Below are 17,998 nucleotides of genomic sequence, written 5' to 3' on the forward strand. Positions count from 1 at the left end.
TCACACGCTCAGCTGTGTGGCCGGACCGCCGCTGTGCAGCCGGTGGATCGCCTCCGCCAGCAGTGGTGCGCAGTCCACCACCTGCAGCTGCGCCCCTGCGGGTTGCGGCAGCGAATTGGTGACCGCCAGTGCCTCCAGCGGTAGTTGCGCCAGATCGGCCAGGGCATTGCCGCAGAACTGCCCGTGGCTTGCCAGTGCGAATATCCGCGCGGCGCCGCCTCGCTGCACCGCTTCCGTAGCCCGCGTTATGGTGCCGCCACCGGCAATCAGGTCGTCCACAATCACCACGCTGGCACCAGCCACTTCACCCACCAGTACGCCACCGGACAGTTCGCCAGCGCTGCGGTATTTCTCGACAAACGCCCGCCCCACAACACAACCAAGGCGCTCGCCGAGCGCCTGGCGCAAGGCCTCAGCGCGCTTGACACCGCCCACATCCGGCGATGCCACCACCAGCGGATTGCCATCCCCCTGCAGTCGCTCGGCAATAAAATCCACAAACAGCGGTTGCGCAGGCAGGTGCAGGGTGCGGATGCGAAAGGCGTTCTCAAACGCGGCCAGGTTGTGCACATCCAGGGTCACCACACAGTCGGTACCCAGCGACTCGAACAGGGATGCCAGGTAGCGACTCGAAAGCGGGTCGTGCAGCTTGGTGCGGCGGTCCTTGCGCGCGTAACACAGGTAGGGAATCACCGCGGTGACGCGGGCGGCGCCGGCGTCCTTTAGTGCACCGACGAAAAACAGCAGCCGCACCAGCTTGTCATCCACGCTACTGGCGGGCTCGGTGAACAGCGACTGCACCAGGTAGACATCGGCCCCCTCCACGTCGTCCAGCGGACGCAGCTTGTGCTCGCCGTCGACAAAATCCCGCTCCTCGTGCGCCGCCAGCGGCAAGCCGAGGGCAGTGGCAACACGCAATGCGAAATCGGCACCGGTATCCAGGCTAAACAGTTTCAACGGGCGCATGGGTCAGTCATCCCGCAGAGTTTGCTGAAACCAGTCGATGGCGAGGGCAACCACCGATTCCAGGGTGCCGGGCTCCTCGAACAGGTGGGTGGCGCCGGGTACGATTTGCAGTTCGGGATCACAGCGCATATTCGCCGCAGCCGCGCGGTTGAGTTCGATCACCTGGTGATCCTCGCCACCCACGATCATCAGCGTGGCCGCCGCCACCAGCGGCAGTGCGTCGCCCGCCAGGTCCGGGCGCCCGCCCCGCGACACCACCGCATCAACGTACTCTGGCCGCTCCGCCGCCGCCATCAGTGCCGCGGCGGCACCGGTGCTGGAACCAAACAGCCCCAGGTGCAGGCTCTGGGTATCCGGCTGCGCCTTGACCCAGTCGAGCGCATCGACCAAACGCTGGGCCAGCAGGTCGATATCGAAGCGATATTCCCGGGTGAACTCGTCGATGCGGTGCTCGTCTGCAGTGAGCAGGTCAAATAGTAGTGTGCCTATACCGGCCGCGTTGAGCGCCCCTGCAACCATGGTGTTGCGCGGACTGAAGCGGCTGCTGCCACTGCCGTGGGCGAACAGCACCAGCGACTGGCCGCCCGCCGGCAGCGCCAGAAAGCCCTCCAGCGGCCCGGCGCCGGTATCGATCTGCACCTCGCGGCGAATGACAGTACCGCTCATGGCTGTCCTCCACTCATGGCTGCTCACCCCGCAGGTCGTCGGCTTCCCGCATCATCGCGATGACCTGCTCGTCGCTCAGCTGGGTGAAGTCCCGGTACCAGGCGCCGATGGCCCAGAACGACATTGGCTTGAGCGGGCAGACAAAGCGATCCGCCAGCGGTGCGAAGCGCTCGATGGTTGCGGGCGGTGCCACCGGAACCGCGATTACCAGCTCCGACGGGCGCTGCTCCCGCACCGCGCGCGCGGCCACTGCCATGGTGGCGCCGGTGGCGATGCCATCGTCCACCAGAATGACACAGCGATTCTCCAGTTGCGGCCAGGGCCGGTCACCGCGGTAGCGCCGGGCGCGGCGCTCCAGCTCCGCCTCCTCGGCGCGGGTCTCCCGCTCCAGGTCATACTCGCTGATGCCACAATTGAGGATGACGTCCTCGTTCAGCACCCGCGCGCCGCTGGCAATCGCCCCCATCGCCAGCTCTTCATGACCGGGCACCCCCAGTTTCCGCACCAGCATCAAGTCCAGCGGTGCGTGCAGCCGGCGCGCCACCTCGAGCGCTACCGGAACCCCTCCCCTGGGCAGCGCCAGCACGATGACATCGTCGCGGTCGCGGTAGTCGCTGAGCAGCTCAGCCAGCTGACGCCCCGCCGCAACGCGGTTTTCAAACGGCTCCATAACAATCCTGCCCGGTAGAAATTGGCGAAGGAGTAATACAACTAGACTAGCAAACAGGACCGAATTGCCGATTCAAACCATGCGCACAGCCGACAGCGAACTTCCCAGCCTGGAGGAGAAGACCCGTTTCCTGCTCGCTCCGGGTAGCTACCCGGAGGGGACGGCGTCCGTGTGCCTGATGGAAACCCATATGGCACGGCTGTTTCTGACCGACAACCTCGTCTACAAGATGAAAAAGCCGGTGCGCTTCAACTACCTGGATTTCAGCAGCCTGGATAAGCGCTATGGGGTCTGCAGCGAGGAATTGCGCCTGAACCGGCGGCTTACGGACGGGGTTTACCTGGACGTGGTGCCATTGCGGCTGACGGCTGCAGGCTCCCTCTCACTGGGCCAGTCCGGCACACCGGTGGAGTGGCTGGTGAAAATGCGACGCCTGCGGGAAGACGACTGCCTGTCGCAACAAATAGATCGCGCCAGCGCGCAGTCACTGGCACCACTGTTGCAGCGCTTGCAGGATTTCTATCGATTGGCGGCGCCGCTGCCACTGAGCGCCGCCCAGTACCTGACGCGCTTGCGGCAGCGTATCGAAACGGTACGTTCGGGGCTGCGCACTCCGGCACTGGCGCTGGATGGCGCGGAGATCGACGGGCTCGCCGCCAGGCTGGTCGCTTTCACCCATTCCCACTGCGCACTGGTCGGCGGGCGCGCCGAGAACGGGCATATCGTTGAAGGGCACGGCGACCTGCGCCCGGAGCACTGCTTTCTTACCGAGCCGCCACAGATCATTGACTGCCTGGAGTTCAACCGCGACCTGCGCTGCGTGGATCCGCTGGATGAGCTCTGCTACCTGGCACTCGAATGCGAGTTGCTCGGGCGTCCTGACCTGTGCGCATCGATTGTGGGTAGTTACTCTGAAGATGGCGCGCCGGATCCGGCACTGGTGCGGTTCTACCAGTGTTACCGCGCCTTTCTGCGTGCGCAGCTGGCGGCGGCACACTTGCTGGACGAGGTGGTGCCGAATCCGGACAAGTGGCGCCGCAAAACCCGGATATATCTCGCTGCTGCGGCGCGCTGCCTGCCGGCAAGATAAACCTGCAAACAATGGAGGCTTGAGCGTTGAAGATCACCCTGTTCAGCACGCTGGGTTGCGAGCAACAGACGTTTGATGCGGTCAATCTCGACCACCGGCATCAGCTCGTCTATCGCAGTGACCGGCTGGATCCCGATAACGCGCATTTCGGGAAAGGCAGTGACGGGGTCTGTGTTACCGTGAACGACCAGGTCGACAGCGACACCATCGCCACACTTAAAGCCAGTGGCTGCAAGGTGATCGTTACCCGTTCCATCGGCTACAACCAGATTGATCTCGCCGCAGCAGCTCAGGCCGGCATCCCGGTGGCGCGGGTACCACATTACTCACCCCACTCGGTTTCGGAATTTACTGTAGGGCTGATCCTGTCCCTGACGCGAAAAATTCACCGCGCCTTCCTGCGCAGCCGCGAGTTCAATTTCAGTATTGACGGCTTAACCGGCACACAGCTTTCCGACAAAACCGTGGGAATTCTCGGCGCCGGCCAGATCGGGGGCCTGGTGATCAAAGCACTGAGCGGTTTCGGCTGCCGCCTCCTCTACCACGATCTGCAGCGACACCGGGAACTCGACAACCTTGCCACCCATTGCACAATTTCCGAGCTTGCCCGCGACGCCGATATCCTGGTGCTCAACCTGCCGCTGACGCCGGAAACCCATCACATCCTCAACGCGACCACGGTGCCGCAACTCAAGCCCGGGGCGCTGATCATCAACACCGGGCGCGGTGGACTGATCGATACCCGCGCGCTGGTCGAAGGGCTGAAATCCGGGCATCTCGGCGGGGCGGCCATCGATGTATACGAGGACGAGGCCAACCTGTTCTACAACGACCGCTCCACCGACGTACTGCAGGACGACACCTTCTGCCGCCTGCTCACTTTCCCGAATGTGATCGTTACCTCGCACATGGCGTTTCTCACCGATCACGCACTCTCGGATATCGCAACGACCGCACTGCAGGCGTTTAGCGAATTTGAGCAGGGCAAGCCGCTCACCACCCGTATCGCGGCATCACCGGGCTGACAGAGACCGACATAGAATTTCAATCGATCTCTTCCGGCAGATTTTCCAGCCGGTCTGCTGTCACCAGTGCCGTGGCGAGGACGTCGTTCGCTGTATCCGGATCGATGGTGCCGGCAAAGGTGTTTTCTCGCTGTACAGCGAATACGGTGCGCACCACACCCGCCTCTTCGCTGTCGCGGTGATAGTTCAGAATGGGGTCGCAGAAATAGGCGTTACAGGTGTCCGAGCGCATATCCCGCGGCAGGCTGCATCCGCTTGCGGTCTGGTTGATGCAGGAACCCTCGACGGCTTCCGTCGCCACACAGGACAGATAGCGGGCGACGATATCCTCTCCGCCAAGTTCCGGATTCGCGTCCAGCATCCTGCGCAGAATCAGTGGCGACAGATAGGCGTGATCCCCACCGGATGAACAGCAGGCACCGCGACACATGGCGCACAGCTGGTTGCTCACCGCCTGCAGTTCGGGCGTGCGCTGAAAACGGTCGCTATTCCGCTCGAAGTCTTCCACATAGAGGAGGTTCCGATCTTCGGCAATAGCGGACGTCGAAATGCATTCTTCCGCTGCCGCCAGCATTTCCTGCAGGTGGGTGCGGTAATTGTCGATACGCTGCGGGGGTACCGGCGCAACGTGCGTGCGCCCGGCGGGAATGACCATCAGCTGGACATCACCCTCGGCGAGCGCCGGCCTCTGTTCCAGCACAGTATCCAGGAGCTGCTGGTTTTGCCGTTCCTCCTCCGCCACCCGCGCACTGATTCTTCGCTCGCGATCCTGCTGTATGCTCTTTAGTTCGCGAAACTGTGTCCGCAAAAATTCCAGCTGCGCGCGAAACAGGTTGGCCGGCAGGGAGCGGTTCTGCTGGACAAAGCGGTTACAGTCAAATGATCGGCACAGCGGAAACTCTGCCGTTGCCGCCTCTCGCTGCTGCAGTGCGGGAACCGGTTCACCGCAAACGCAGCAAAGCAATTTGACGGTGCCGGGGGCAACAGAATCCATCATGCGTAAAACTCCCTTTTTACGAAATTCGCGCTTTTAAAATAGCCGTGCGACACAAACTCCCGGTATCGCTATTGTTTTAATCGGCAAGCCACTTGTACATCACCAGTGCATCCACCAGTCCGCGCGCGGGATGATCGAACGCGCGCGGTAGCCGCCCGACAATATCAAATCCAAGTTTTTGCCACAGGCGCACAGCACCCTCATTGGATGACGCCACAAAGTTGAACTGCATGGCCTTGTATCCAAGTGCTTTCGCCCGCTGCTGCGAGTGATCGCACATGGCCGACGCCACACCGCGACCGCGGGCGGCAGAAGACACCATATAGCCGCAGTTACACACATGGGCACCGGGTCCCGCCTGGTTGGTTTTCAGGTAATAGGTACCGAGTATTTCACCGTCGGCTTCGCATACGAACGTCTCGCGCGGTGTTTCCATCCACAGGCGAAATGCCTGCTCGCGATCGGTCGCGCGATCGTAGGCATAGGTCTCGCCGGCACTCACCACCTCGTGAAAAATTGGCCAGATCGCCGCAAAGTCATCGGTACTCGCTGGGCGTATTTGCAAGTTGCCATTTTTTGCACTCATCCCTGTTTTTACGCTCATCCCCGGGTCCCGTTTACCCGCGCATTCAAAACATCCGCCACGATCTCGAACGATTTAAGGCGCGCGGCGTGATCGTAAATGGGGCCGGTCACGATCAGCTCATCCACCCGGGTGCGCGCGACAAAACGGTCGATCCACTCGGCAACCTGGTCTTTGGTACCCACCGCGGATTCCGCCAGCGCCTGCGCGACCTGCGCGCGTTCAACCGGCGAGGCAATAGTCGCGGGATCGTCTACCGGCGGCTTGAGGCGGCCGGGAGTGCCGCGGCGCAGGGCCACAAACTGCTGTTCGATGGAAGTCATCAGCCTGCGCGCGTCGGCCTCCGTGTCCGCGGCGAAGGCATTGATTGCCGCGGCGGCGTAGGGCGCGTCGAGGTATTCGGAGGGCTGGAATTTGGTGCGATACAGGTGCAGCGCCTGATCCAGCATCGCCGGCGCAAAATGCGAGGCAAAGGCAAATGGCAGACCCAGCGCCGCCGCCAGCTGCGCCGAGTAAAGGCTGGAACCCAGCAGCCACACCGGCACCTGCAAGCCCACCCCAGGCACCGCGCGCACCCGCTGTCCGGGTTTTTCCGGGGCGAAATAATGCAGCAGCTCCTGCACGTCTTCGGCGAAGTGATCCGCCGCGTGCATCGGGTCCCGGCGCAACGCAGTCATGGTGGCGCCGTCGGTGCCCGGCGCGCGCCCGAGCCCCAGGTCGACGCGATCCGGGTACAGCGCGGCCAGGGTGCCAAACTGTTCCGCCACCACCAGCGGCGCGTGATTCGGCAGCATCACGCCGCCGGCGGCGATGCGGATCTTGCGGGTACCGGCAGCGATATGCCCCAGGGCCACCGCTGTCGCAGCGCTGGCGACGCCGGTCATGTTGTGGTGTTCCGCCATCCAGAAACGCTTGTAACCGAGATTCTCCGCATGCTGCGCCAGGTCCAGCGAATCCATCAGCGCCTGACGGGCATCGCCGCTTTCGGTTATGAGTGAGAGATCCAGCAGGGAAAATGCGCGCACGGTGACTCCTTGGGTACACAAATTTCGGACGTCAAAATCCCGCCAATCCTAGCGCAGGGGATGTGGATTACCTAAAGCGAACGGGTTGGAAAAGGAAAAGGCGGGAAAAAGCTGGGGAAGGGAGAACCGCTCAGGGAGAGCCCCGGAGCGGTCTGCGCAGTCGCAGCAGGATTCAGGAATCCAGTGCCGCGCGCACGAAGTCGGTCAGCGCCTGGTCCTGGCTGTTTTCGAAGAAGCAGGCCTGGAAGCGCTCGCCGCCCACTGCGGTTTTCACCAGCTCGGGGTCGATGGCCTTGAGACCGTCCAGGTAGGACTTGGAAGTGGCTTCCTTGATGTGGTTCAGGATACCGGCATTCGCCACCTGGGACTCGCGACGCTCAGCCGGGTAACCCTGGCCTTTCTCACCGGTAAAGGCTTTTTCGAACATGTAGCGGATATTCAGCTCCGCGCCCCAGCCGAAGCCCTTGGCGAAGGGAATCGACAGCGCATTGCCGTTGTTGATCTGCGCGAACAGGTAGGCATCCGCCGGGTCGATGCAGTAGCCACAGGCCACGCCCGGGTAGGCGTTCAGGGACATCAGTGCACCCTGGCCGGTACCACAGCCGCTCACCACGAAGTCCACGGCCTTGGCGTTCAATAACAGGCTGCCCATGATACCCAGGTGGATGTAGGTGAGGCGGTGATCGTTGTCATCGCTCATGCCGGTGTTGTAAACGGTGTGGCCCAGCGCGCCGGCCACGTCCTGCAGTTCTTTCAGCACGATGGCGTTTTTGGATGCCTGGCTGAATTCGTTCATCAGTGCGATTTTCATGAATTGGTCCCCCGCTGGCCCGCTACTCAGGGCTGCATATTCGGTGTGGTTAGAAATTGTTCCGCCGATTATAGGTGTTTGGCCAATTAATTAAAGTGGTCAGGCAGAAACCGGGCGCTCCGCCGTTTCCCGCTCCGCCCACGATCTGCTAGTATCGCGCCCGCAAAACCTAAGGGGTGGCTAACGCCTGAGATGCCGCTGGATCCGCGTGATCCCGACGGGCAAACCCTTGAACCTGATCCGGTTAATACCGGCGTAGGAATAGGTACCCAGTGTGGGTTCTCACACTCCCCCCTTTTCACGTCGCGCACCGGGTCTCTTTCCAATCGGATGAAGAGAGAGAGCCATGAAGTCACACCCCAGAGTAAACACCCTCGCCCGCTGTATCGGCCTAATCGCCAGTGCCGGCGCCTCCATCGTTGTGGCGGAACCCGCCGCACTGGAAGAAGTGACGGTTACCAGCCAGCTGCGCGAGCACACCCAGCTCGACACCCCCACCAGCGTGAGCGTGCTGAACAGCGCGGCCATCGAGGCCCGCGGCGCCACCAATCTGGAACAACTGCTGAACCTGGCGCCGAATGTGAACTTCGCCAGCGGCGCCTCCCGCGGCCGTTTTGTGCAGATCCGCGGTATCGGCGAACGCAGCCAGTTTATCGATCCGGTGAATCCCTCCGTGGGCCTGATCGTCGACGGTATCGACTTCACCGGTCTCGGTCTTGCCGCCAGCACCCTGGATATGCAACAGGTGGAAATCCTGCGCGGCCCCCAGGGCACGGTGTACGGCGCCAATGCGCTGGCGGGTCTGGTCAGCATGACCAGCAACGCCCCGGCAAACGAAACCTTCGCCAGGGTCTCTGCGGAGGCCGCCCAGTACGGCTCCCACACCCTGTCGGCGGTCACTAGCGGCCCGCTGTCGGAGCAGCTGGGATACCGTTTCGCGGTGCAGAACCAGCAGTCCGACGGCTACGTGCACAACCGTTACCTGGGCCGCGACGACACCAACAACCTCGACGAAACCGTGGCCCGCGGCAAACTCCGCTATCAGGCAAACGATGACCTGCAGCTGGATTTCACCCTGTTTTATCTGGATGCGGATAACGGCTACGACGCCTTCACCCTGGATAACTCCCGCAACACCCTGTCCGACCAGCCCGGCTGGGACCGCCAGGAAACACTTGCGGGCGCGGTAAGCGGCCTGTGGACCGGCAACAACCTGTTCACCCTCAAGTCCGTACTGAGCGCCGCCAGTTCCGACACCGAGTACGGTTACGACGAGGACTGGACCTATGTGGGCTTTCACCCCTGGGAATACAGCTCTACCGACAACTACCTGCGCGACCGCGACAACCTGAGTGTGGACATCCGGGCTATCTCCACCGAAGCGAGCCGCCTGTTTGGCGACAGCACCGGCTGGGTCGTCGGCGTATACCTGCGCAGCGAAGAAGAAGCACTCGTACGCAACGCGAGCTTCGCCAGCCAGTTCGACACCGACAACGCCGCGATTTACGGCCAGCTGAACACCGCCCTGAGCGATCGCCTGGAACTGATCACCGGCCTGCGCCTGGAACAGCGCCGTGCGGTTTACGAGGACTCACTCGCCGTTGCCGACAGCACCGATGAAAACCTGTGGGGAGGCAATATCACCCTGCAATTTAGCGCCGCCAACAACACTCTGGTGTACGGCACCCTGTCCCGCGGCTACAAGGCCGGCGGCGTGAACGGTCGCATCATTTCCGCCTCCGCCAGCAACCCAGCCATCGGCAGCGACACCTTCCTGTTCGACACCGAACACATGCTCAACTACGAGCTGGGGATAAAAGGTGACTGGCTCGAGAACCGCCTGCAGGCGCAGCTTGCCGCCTTCTACCAGGACCGCAGCGACGTGCAGGCCAAGCAGTCCATTTTCGATCCGGAAGATTTTTCCTTCGACGACTACCTTACCAACGCCGCCGGTGGCCGCACCACCGGTGTGGAAGCGGAAGTGAACTACCAGGCCAGCGACGCTCTGCGCCTGTTCGCCAGCGCGGGCTGGCTGAATGCGGAGTTTGAAGATTTCATCAGCAGCGCTCATGTCGATGCGCGCGACGACTATACCGGCGAGGTCACCCCCATCAGCCTAAACGGCCGCGATCTGGCCCACGCGCCCAACTACCAGTTCTTCACCGGCGCCGAGTTCGCGCTGACACAGAACCTGTCGGCGCGGCTGGAGCTGGAAGGCAAAGACGATTTTTACTTCTCCAACAGTCACGACGAGAAGTCCACCGCGTACGAACTGGTCAACGCGCGCCTGACCTACCGCGGCGACAGCTGGGATGTGTCCCTGTGGGGCAGAAACCTGACCAACGAGGTCGTCTACACCCGCGGTTTCTACTTCAGCAACCAGTTCGGCAACAATCCCGCCAATGGCTATGCGCCGGAGGCCTACTACCAGCTGGGCGAGCCTAGAATTGCCGGTGTCTCCGCCAGCTATACCTTTTAACCAGGAGTTCCCTATGAAGCTCTCCGTCGAAATCAGCATGTACCCGCTAAAAAACGAGTACATTCCGGCGATCAAGGAATTTATCCAGCGCCTGAATACGCACCCGCAGTTGCGGGTCATCACCAACACCATGAGCACTCAGGTCTTCGGTGACTACGACCTGGTGATGGACACGCTGAAAGCGGAGATGCGCAAAAGCCACGAGCAGTTCGGGCGCGCGATATTCGTGTGCAAATTTATCGATGGCGACCTGAGCCCGACAGCCGATGCTTAGCCCGGAAATCCGTGAAGCCCTCGCCAGCGCTTTTGCGGCCATGACCCTGTGGGAAGTGGCCGCGGTGGTGCTGGCACTGGCCTACCTGCTGCTCGCCATGCGGGAAAGCATCCTGTGCTGGTACGCGGCATTTGCCAGCACCGCGATTTACCTGTTCCTGTTCTGGGACGTGAGCCTGGTAATGGAGTCCGCGCTGCAGATTTTTTATCTGGCGATCGCGGTGTACGGCTGGTGGCAGTGGCGACGTCGAAAAGGTGATGGCGAAACACTGCACATCCACCGCTGGTCCAGTGCCACTCACCTCTATGCCTTTGCCGCTGTCGGTGTACTTACCCTGGTATTCGGTTATGTGCTGGACAATTACACCAGTGCCGCCCTGCCCTACCTGGACTCCTTCACCACCTGGGGCGCGGTGGTGACCACCTACATGGTCACCCGCAAGGTACTGGAAAACTGGCTCTACTGGATCGTGATTGACGGCGCTGCGATTTATCTCTACCTCGATCGCGGGCTGTATCTCACCGCACTGTTGTTTGTGCTCTACGTGATCCTCGTGGTGATCGGTTTTTTCCAGTGGTACGCGCTGTACCGGCAACAGCAAGTTGAACCCGGGCAAGCGGTCGCCGTATGAGCGCGGAGGTGGAAAAACTTCTCGCCAGTGAATGGCGGCGATGGAGTGACAGCCCACCGCAACTGATTCGTCCGCTCAGCGGCGGGCTGACCAACCGCAGCTTTCTGCTGCAGGCCGGTGGTGACAAGTTGGTGCTGCGCGTAAATACAAGCAACTTCCGCGCACTGGATCTCGACCGCAGTGCAGAGGCAGCGGCCCTGCGCCGGGCAGATGCCCGCCACCTGTGCGCACCGCTCGTCTATATCGACCCGGATCGCCGCTACCTGCTGACCCGCTTTATCCACGGCGCAAAGCTGGAACTTCACCAACCCCGGGCGCTGGCACAGATCGCGCAACTGCTGCGGCTGATTCACCAGCTGCCACCCATTTCTGCACAGCTGAACATAGCCCACAAAGCGGACCACTACTGGCAGTCCATCGACCAGGCGGCCCCGTTCTTCCAGCCGCTATCGAAGCTGCACGATTTGATGCAATCACTGCTCCAGCAGCACAATGACAACCCTCGTGCTTATTGCCTGTGTCACAATGACCTGCTCCCGGACAACTTGATTCTGGATGCCTCCGGCCAGCTTCGTGCGCTCGACTGGGAGTACGCCGCGGTCGGCGACCCATTTTTTGACCTGGCTACTGTAGCCCAGGGATACCAGCTGGACCGCCGCCAGCAGCAGGCTCTGCTCATGGCCTATCTGCAGCGCCCCGCCAGTGATACAGACATGAATAGGCTGGCCTACTGGCAGCGGGTATACCGCTACCTGTCGGCACTCTGGTATGCCGTACAGGCCTCCCGATCCGCCAGTCTGTCCGGCGTGACCGAAACGCTCTCGACGGAAATCACTGACCTGCTAGCGGCTTTTGAGTAAGCTTGTCCATCTTCAGCCAGGCCATCAGACGTATCCGTGCCCATGCTCCTGACCCAAGAGATTACCCTCCACCTCACCAGCCTCGTGATTCTGTTTGGCATCGCCACCGGTTTCACCCTGGCTCTGCTGCTGTTTATGGCTCCCTGGGGCAACCGCCGCGCGAACCGTTGCCTGGGCGCGCTGCTGGCGATCTGCACCCTGTGGGCTCTGGTCTACGTACCAATAATCGAAGTGGAGACGCTGTCGGCGAGCTTTCACGCGATATTTGCCCTGCAACTGCTGTTTGGCCCTCTGCTCTACTTCTATTGCCGGCTGTTGACGGAACCCGGGTTCCGCTGGCAGCGGCAACACCTGTGGCACCTGGCACCGGCACTGGCCTCCGCGCTGGTGTGGTTGTGGCAGTTATACATTGAGAGCCCGTGTCTCGGCGCGGGGGAGTGCATCGCCAGCGAGGTCACCCACGCGCGCTTTGTACACCGCGCGGCGGCAATCAGCTCGGCAATCATCTATTCCAGCTGGGTACTGCGCCTGCTGCGCCCCTATCAGCGCCGGGTGAGGGAGAGTTACTCCAATATCGAGCCGGTTGACCTGAGCTGGTTGCGGGGCCTGAGCTTTACCTTTCTCGCCATCGCCGCGGCGTGTATACCGTTGGAGGTATATGGCTGGCTGGTACCCGCTCGCGAACTGACGCCTGGAATGCTGCAGTCGCTGGCACCGCTGATCATGAGCGTGGTGCTGGGCTGGTTCGGGCTGCGGCAGCGCATTATCCAACTGTCGGCGGAAGGCCCTGGCGAACACGAGGACGAGGCCGAGCCGAAGGGCGATGAGGTAAATACGCCTGCTGACTCGACATCCGCCAACAGAAAACCCACTGTGCGCAATCTGAGCGAAAGCGCCGCGGAGGCCCTGTGGCAACAGCTGCAACACGTTATGCAGCAGCAGAAACCCTACCTGGAACCGGGGCTTAAAATTGCCCAGCTGGCGCAGAGGCTGGATGTACCGGCGCATCACCTTTCCGAAACCATCAACGGGATTGCCGGACAGTCGTTTTACGATTTCATCAACCAGTACCGGGTGGAGGAGGCGGCGCAGCTGTTGGCGGACCAGGCCAACGGGCATTGGTCGGTCACCGAAATCGGTCTGCAGGCCGGTTTTAATTCCAATTCCACGTTTTTCTCCCAGTTCAAAAAGCGCCTCGGGGAGTCTCCCAGCCGCTACCGCAGCCACGAGAACAAATCGGTAACCTGTTGATTTTTAAATGAAATTAAATCCGAATTCGCAAGTTCGGATTTCTCGGGGAAACGAATCACTCCGAGATTGCGAGGTCGGACGCCGCACCTGCACAGAACCGGTATAAACCTGACGAGCCCCCGGCACATACGAGTAGCCGGGCATGCAAAAAATAATAAGTTCGTCAGGAGAACCCCCATGAACGCCCGCCGCCCTGCAGCACACTTTTCTCTGCCCCACGTCCTGGCCGCCGCCGTAACGGCCGCGATTACCGCCCAGGCGGCCCCCGTCGCGTTCGCCGCGGAACTGGAAGAAGTCACGGTCACCGCGCAGAAGCGCGCCGAACGTATCACCGAGGTCCCCATTGCCATCACCAATGTGGGGGCGGAAGCGATCAAGCAGACCGGTGTTCGCCAGGTGACTGAAGTTGCCCAGTTCGTACCCAACCTGCATATCAGCTCTGGCACCGATTTCACCACTTCGGTAAGCATGCGCGGTGTAGGCTCCAACAGTCGCAATATCGGCTTCGATACCCGCGTGGGGGTTTATCTGGATGGTGTCTATCTGGGGCAGTCCCCGGCGATCAACCAGGACCTGGTGGATCTGGAACGTATCGAAGTGCTGCGCGGCCCCCAGGGCACCCTGTTCGGCAAGAACACCGTGGCCGGCGCCATCAACCTGATTTCGCAGAAGCCGACGGATGAATTCGCCGGCAGTGTCAGCGCCGAGTACGGCAGCATGAACTCCCGCCAGCTGTCCGCCACCGTCAACGCCCCCCTGTCCGACAGCCTGTTCGGCAAGATTTCCGTCAACCGCCAGCAGCGCGACGGCTATATCAAAAACCTCACCACCAACAGCCTGCTTAACGAACAGGACGGCAGCGCCTACCGCGCCCAGCTGATGTACGACGCCGGCGGCGCCTTCAATGCGATCCTGGCCGTGGACGGCATGCAAAGTGATCGCCTGTCCGCCACCGGTGAGGCCGTCACCAACACCTTCGGCACAGCCCCGGACACCGCCGCGCCGGAAAAACACGAGGTGGCCATGAACGTGGACCCGTTTGAGGAGCGGGACATCCGCGGTGCCGCGCTCACCATGGAGTGGAACCTGGCGAATGACTTCACCCTGCGTTCCATCACGGCGTCCCGCGACACGGAGATGACCTACAACAACGACACCGACTACTCCCCCTATCAGCTGGTGGAAATCAACTACGCGGACAGCTACAACCAGCTGACCCAGGAATTCCAGCTGGTGTCGCCGGGCGCGGACGATTTCAACTATGTGGCCGGCCTCTACCTTTACCAGCAGGAGGCCGACAGTTATCGCCTGGTGACCTCCTCGGATCTGTTTGAAAACCTGCTGGAGGCGCAGTACGGCTTTCCCGGCCTGATCGATGCGGACAGCCCGGTGTACAGCACAGGGGTGGTGGATACCAGCAGCGTCGCCGCCTATGTGAATGGCTCCTACCAGCTGAACGACGCCTGGAAGCTGGGCTTTGGCCTGCGCTATTCCGAGGAGCAGAAGGACGTAGACTGGGCTATCGACGGCCACGGCGCACCGCTGTTCCAGATCGCCACCGGAAACGTCAAAGACGACCGCACCGACACCCACGTGGCCCCGACCCTCAGTATCAATTACGCCCTGGGTGATGACGTAAACACCTACGCGAAATACAGCGGCGGCTTCAAAAGTGGCGGTTTCAATCTGGACTTTGTCGCCGCCGGTGACCTGGCCGCAGGCACCGATTTCGATAAGGAAACGGTCGACGCGTTTGAAATAGGCCTCAAGGGCACCGCGCTATCCCGCCAGCTCAGCTACAACCTGGCGCTGTTCCACTCCGTGTTCGAAAACTACCAGGTCAACCAGTTTGTGGACCTGGGTGAGGGCGCCACGTCCATTTCCATTCGCAACGCGGCGGAGGTGGAAACCTCCGGCCTGGAAGCGGAAGTCACCTGGCTCGCCAGCGACAACCTCACCATCAATGCCTCCCTCGGCCTACTGAGTGCGGAATTTGCCAGCTACCCCAACGCGGATGCCAACGGCAGTGACCTCTCCGGCAACAAACTGCCCAACGCACCGGAAACCTCATTCAACCTGGGCGGCCAGTACTACTTGCCAATCAACAGTATCGGTGCCGACCTGCTGCTGCGCCTGGATTACATTTACCGCGGCAGCATGTATAACACCGCGGATAACGAAACGGAGCGCACCCTGGCGAGTGGCGATATCGTGCAGTTTGGCCAGGTGGATGCGTACCAGCTGGTAAACGCGCGGGTTGGACTGGAAAGCCAGGCGGATACCTGGAATGCGGCGCTGTTTGTACACAACCTGACCGATGAGGAATATCTGGTGGACACCAACCGCGATTTCCTCGGCACCCTGCGCCATTATTACGGTCTTGAGCGCACCGCCGGGATCGAACTGGAATACCGTTTCTGAGGTATCCCGTCGCGCACGTTTGACACTATTCCATAAGCAATCACTACTCAGGCCCGCGCGGTTCTATCGCCGGGCCCGTCACACACCGATGCAAGACTTTGACCATGCAAACCAAAATACTTAACCGATGCCTTGCCGGCGCCGGTCTGGCGGTGCTGCTACTCGCTTCCGTGATCGTAATCCGCACACTCAGTTTTACCGCGCCGCCGGTAGCAGAGGGCGAACCAAAACCTCTCGACCTCGACGCCAGTACCATTGCCACACACCTGTCCGAGGCGATCCAGTTCCGCACCGTTTCCTCGCAACTGGAGCAGGGTGAAACCCAACGGGAATTCCACAGCTTCATCGACTGGCTGGCGTCCACCTACCCGGAAGTCCACAGCGCGATGCCCCCGCAGAGACTGGGCAAGCAGGACGGGCAGGCATTTTCACTGCTGTTCGCCTGGTCGGGGAAAAATGCGCAATTGCCCGCGATTCTGCTCTCCGCCCACTACGATGTGGTGCCAGTAATCCCGGGAACGGAAGCCGAATGGCAACACGCGCCCTACGCGGGCACCGTGGATGAGAGCCATATCTGGGGGCGCGGCGCACTGGATGACAAGAGTGCAGCGATTGCCCTGCTGGAAGCGGCCACCGGCCTGCTGCGGCAGGGCTACCAGCCCGAGCGCACCGTCTATATCAGCCTCACCAGCGATGAGGAAATCGGCGGTGAGCAAGGCACCGCCGCGGTGGTGGAAAAACTGCAAAGCGAAGGGGTACAGCTGGACTGGAGCCTGGACGAAGGCTCCTTCCTGTTGCACGGATTTATTCCCGGCGTCGATGCCCCGATCGCCAGTATCAATGTGGCGGAAAAAGGGTATCTCACGGTAGATCTGGTGGCGCGCGGCCAGGGCGGCCACTCCTCTATGCCGCCGGCGGAAACCGCCGTGGACATTCTCGCGCAGGCCCTGGTGCGGCTGAACCGGAATCCCATGTCCGGTGGTCTCGAGGGATTGAGCCAAAAGCTGTTTGACGCCGCCGCGCGCCATATGCCGTTTGAAAAGCGCCTGATGTTCGCCAACCAGTGGCTGTTCGGCAGCGGTATCGAAGCGGTACTGGAAAAGCAGGGCAGCACCGCCGCCATGCTGCGCACCACCACCGCGCCGACCATGCTCTCCGCCAGCGTGAAGGACAACGTGCTGCCCATCAATGCCACCGCCACGGTGAACTTCCGCCTGCACCCGCGGGACAGCATCGATGATGTGCTGCAGCATGTGGAAACGGTCATCGACGACGAGCGTATCGACGTGGTGATGCGCAGTGGGACTTCCGCCTCCCGGGTATCCAGTGATGAGGCTCCCGGTTTCCACTTGCTCGCAGATACCAGCCGTGCACTGTTCGGCCCGGTGATTGCCGCCCCCGGGCTGACCATTGCCGGTACCGACAGCCGCCGCTACGAGGAGGTTGCCGATAACAGTTACCGATTCAACCCCATGCTGGTCACCCGCGAAGACGTGCACGGATTCCACGGCACCAACGAGCGTATCAGTATCGACAATATGGTGAAGGCGACTGGGTTTTATCAGGCGCTGATCCGCAACGCGAATGCACAGCCCCGATAAATATTGATCGATAAAAATTGATCTCGGCATCCGCGACGCGGTGTTGCGGTTTATGAAGAGCGGCGCGTATTTCACGCGCCGCTTCAGAGTTCCCCGCGACAGGCGCGGAGAAAAATTCCGCGGTAATCGTCCACACTGAACGGCAGCGGATTGCTTTGTGCCGACGGATCGGCGGCCGCCATTTGCGCGACCCGATCCGCATCCTCATCGCCGATACCAATCTCTGCCAATGTGTGCGGGATATCGAAATCCCGACGCAGAAACAACACCCACTCCAGTACCCCGCTGAAACCCGCCGAGGGCAACGCCAGATAGCGGGACAGTCTGCTCATGGGCTCTTCAATGGCGCTCCGATTCGCAGCCAATACGTAGGGCATCAGGATGGCATTCAGCAAACCGTGGTGTTTGTCGTAGAGCGCACCGAGCGGATGGGCCAGCGCGTGCATGGCACCGAGTCCGCGCTGAAACGCGGTGGCGCCCATGCTGGACGCCACCAACATCTGCATACGCGCTTCCAGGTCACCCCCATCGGCGACGGCGCGCGGAAGATACACGCTGATCAGGCGCATCGCTTCCAGTGCAATTCCCTCCGCCATAGGGTGGAAGTTTGGAGCACAGAAGGCTTCTAGGTTGTGGGACAGCGCATCC

Annotated in this window: 17 protein-coding genes and 1 riboswitch; of the genes, 9 read left to right on the forward strand and 8 right to left on the reverse strand. The window is 61.4% G+C overall.

Annotated elements, in window-relative coordinates:
• From VIL80_RS04285 to VIL80_RS04295, 3 genes are read right to left on the reverse strand one after another with little or no spacing between them, the layout of a single operon-like run.
• Positions 1-966, reverse strand: a complete 966-nt coding sequence (locus VIL80_RS04285; RefSeq protein ID WP_332034913.1) for a ribose-phosphate diphosphokinase — start codon at positions 964-966, stop codon at positions 1-3.
• A 3-nt stretch (positions 967-969) separates the two neighbouring features.
• Complete coding sequence (locus VIL80_RS04290; protein WP_332034914.1) at positions 970-1,632, reverse strand: dienelactone hydrolase family protein; 663 nt, start codon at positions 1,630-1,632, stop codon at positions 970-972.
• Positions 1,633-1,645: 13 nt separating this feature from the next.
• Positions 1,646-2,302, reverse strand: a complete 657-nt coding sequence (locus VIL80_RS04295; protein WP_332034915.1) for a phosphoribosyltransferase — start codon at positions 2,300-2,302, stop codon at positions 1,646-1,648.
• Positions 2,303-2,381: 79 nt separating this feature from the next.
• On the opposite strand from VIL80_RS04295, the gene VIL80_RS04300 reads away from it, so the two are divergent.
• Together VIL80_RS04300 and VIL80_RS04305 are read left to right on the forward strand one after the other, a co-directional pair.
• Positions 2,382-3,392 (forward strand): hypothetical protein, encoded by a 1,011-nt coding sequence (locus VIL80_RS04300; protein ID WP_332034916.1) that lies wholly within the window; start codon positions 2,382-2,384, stop codon positions 3,390-3,392.
• 26 nt (positions 3,393-3,418) lie between these two features.
• The gene (locus tag VIL80_RS04305) at positions 3,419-4,417 is read left to right on the forward strand and encodes a 2-hydroxyacid dehydrogenase (RefSeq protein ID WP_332034917.1); all 999 of its coding nucleotides are present in this window, start codon (positions 3,419-3,421) and stop codon (positions 4,415-4,417) included.
• Positions 4,418-4,436: 19 nt separating this feature from the next.
• Here VIL80_RS04305 and VIL80_RS04310 read toward each other — a convergent pair whose 3' ends face one another.
• The 4 genes from VIL80_RS04310 to VIL80_RS04325 form a co-directional block, all read right to left on the reverse strand.
• Positions 4,437-5,414 carry a hypothetical protein gene (locus VIL80_RS04310; protein WP_332034918.1) on the reverse strand — a complete coding sequence of 326 codons (978 nt, stop codon included), beginning with the start codon at positions 5,412-5,414 and terminating at the stop codon, positions 4,437-4,439.
• Positions 5,415-5,490: 76 nt separating this feature from the next.
• Complete coding sequence (locus VIL80_RS04315; RefSeq protein ID WP_332034919.1) at positions 5,491-6,018, reverse strand: GNAT family N-acetyltransferase; 528 nt, start codon at positions 6,016-6,018, stop codon at positions 5,491-5,493.
• Positions 6,015-7,022: an LLM class flavin-dependent oxidoreductase gene (locus VIL80_RS04320; protein ID WP_332034920.1), complete on the reverse strand. Its 1,008-nt coding sequence runs from the start codon at positions 7,020-7,022 to the stop codon at positions 6,015-6,017. The genes VIL80_RS04315 and VIL80_RS04320 overlap by 4 nt, the downstream gene beginning before the upstream one ends.
• A gap of 172 nt (positions 7,023-7,194) precedes the next feature.
• Positions 7,195-7,833, reverse strand: a complete 639-nt coding sequence (locus VIL80_RS04325; RefSeq protein WP_332034921.1) for an RpiB/LacA/LacB family sugar-phosphate isomerase — start codon at positions 7,831-7,833, stop codon at positions 7,195-7,197.
• Between the two features lie 162 nt (positions 7,834-7,995).
• A riboswitch (TPP riboswitch) is annotated at positions 7,996-8,112 on the forward strand.
• 67 nt (positions 8,113-8,179) lie between these two features.
• Between VIL80_RS04325 and VIL80_RS04330 the strand changes: the two genes are divergently transcribed.
• From VIL80_RS04330 to VIL80_RS04360, 7 genes are all read left to right on the forward strand, one after another.
• On the forward strand, positions 8,180-10,312 hold the full coding sequence (locus VIL80_RS04330) for a TonB-dependent receptor (protein ID WP_332034922.1): 2,133 nt from the start codon (positions 8,180-8,182) through the stop codon (positions 10,310-10,312).
• Positions 10,313-10,325: 13 nt separating this feature from the next.
• Positions 10,326-10,586 (forward strand): YkoF family thiamine/hydroxymethylpyrimidine-binding protein, encoded by a 261-nt coding sequence (locus VIL80_RS04335; RefSeq protein ID WP_332034923.1) that lies wholly within the window; start codon positions 10,326-10,328, stop codon positions 10,584-10,586.
• A complete protein-coding gene (pnuC, locus tag VIL80_RS04340) occupies positions 10,579-11,217 on the forward strand; it encodes a nicotinamide riboside transporter PnuC (protein ID WP_332034924.1) in 639 nt (212 codons plus the stop codon). The genes VIL80_RS04335 and pnuC overlap by 8 nt, the downstream gene beginning before the upstream one ends.
• Complete coding sequence (locus tag VIL80_RS04345; RefSeq protein ID WP_332034925.1) at positions 11,214-12,077, forward strand: phosphotransferase; 864 nt, start codon at positions 11,214-11,216, stop codon at positions 12,075-12,077. The genes pnuC and VIL80_RS04345 overlap by 4 nt, the downstream gene beginning before the upstream one ends.
• Before the next feature lie 42 nt (positions 12,078-12,119).
• On the forward strand, positions 12,120-13,328 hold the full coding sequence (locus VIL80_RS04350; RefSeq protein WP_332034926.1) for an AraC family transcriptional regulator: 1,209 nt from the start codon (positions 12,120-12,122) through the stop codon (positions 13,326-13,328).
• A 177-nt stretch (positions 13,329-13,505) separates the two neighbouring features.
• The gene (locus tag VIL80_RS04355; protein WP_332034927.1) at positions 13,506-15,749 is read left to right on the forward strand and encodes a TonB-dependent receptor; all 2,244 of its coding nucleotides are present in this window, start codon (positions 13,506-13,508) and stop codon (positions 15,747-15,749) included.
• A gap of 104 nt (positions 15,750-15,853) precedes the next feature.
• The gene (locus VIL80_RS04360) at positions 15,854-17,350 is read left to right on the forward strand and encodes a M20 family peptidase (RefSeq protein ID WP_332034928.1); all 1,497 of its coding nucleotides are present in this window, start codon (positions 15,854-15,856) and stop codon (positions 17,348-17,350) included.
• Positions 17,351-17,433: 83 nt separating this feature from the next.
• Here the strand turns inward: VIL80_RS04360 and VIL80_RS04365 are convergent.
• Positions 17,434-17,998 (reverse strand): dehydroquinate synthase/iron-containing alcohol dehydrogenase family protein (locus VIL80_RS04365; RefSeq protein ID WP_332034929.1); only part of this gene is annotated, 565 nt, incomplete at its 5' end.

The sequence above is a fragment of the Microbulbifer sp. genome (genome assembly GCF_036563125.1).
Classification (GTDB): domain Bacteria; phylum Pseudomonadota; class Gammaproteobacteria; order Pseudomonadales; family Cellvibrionaceae; genus Microbulbifer.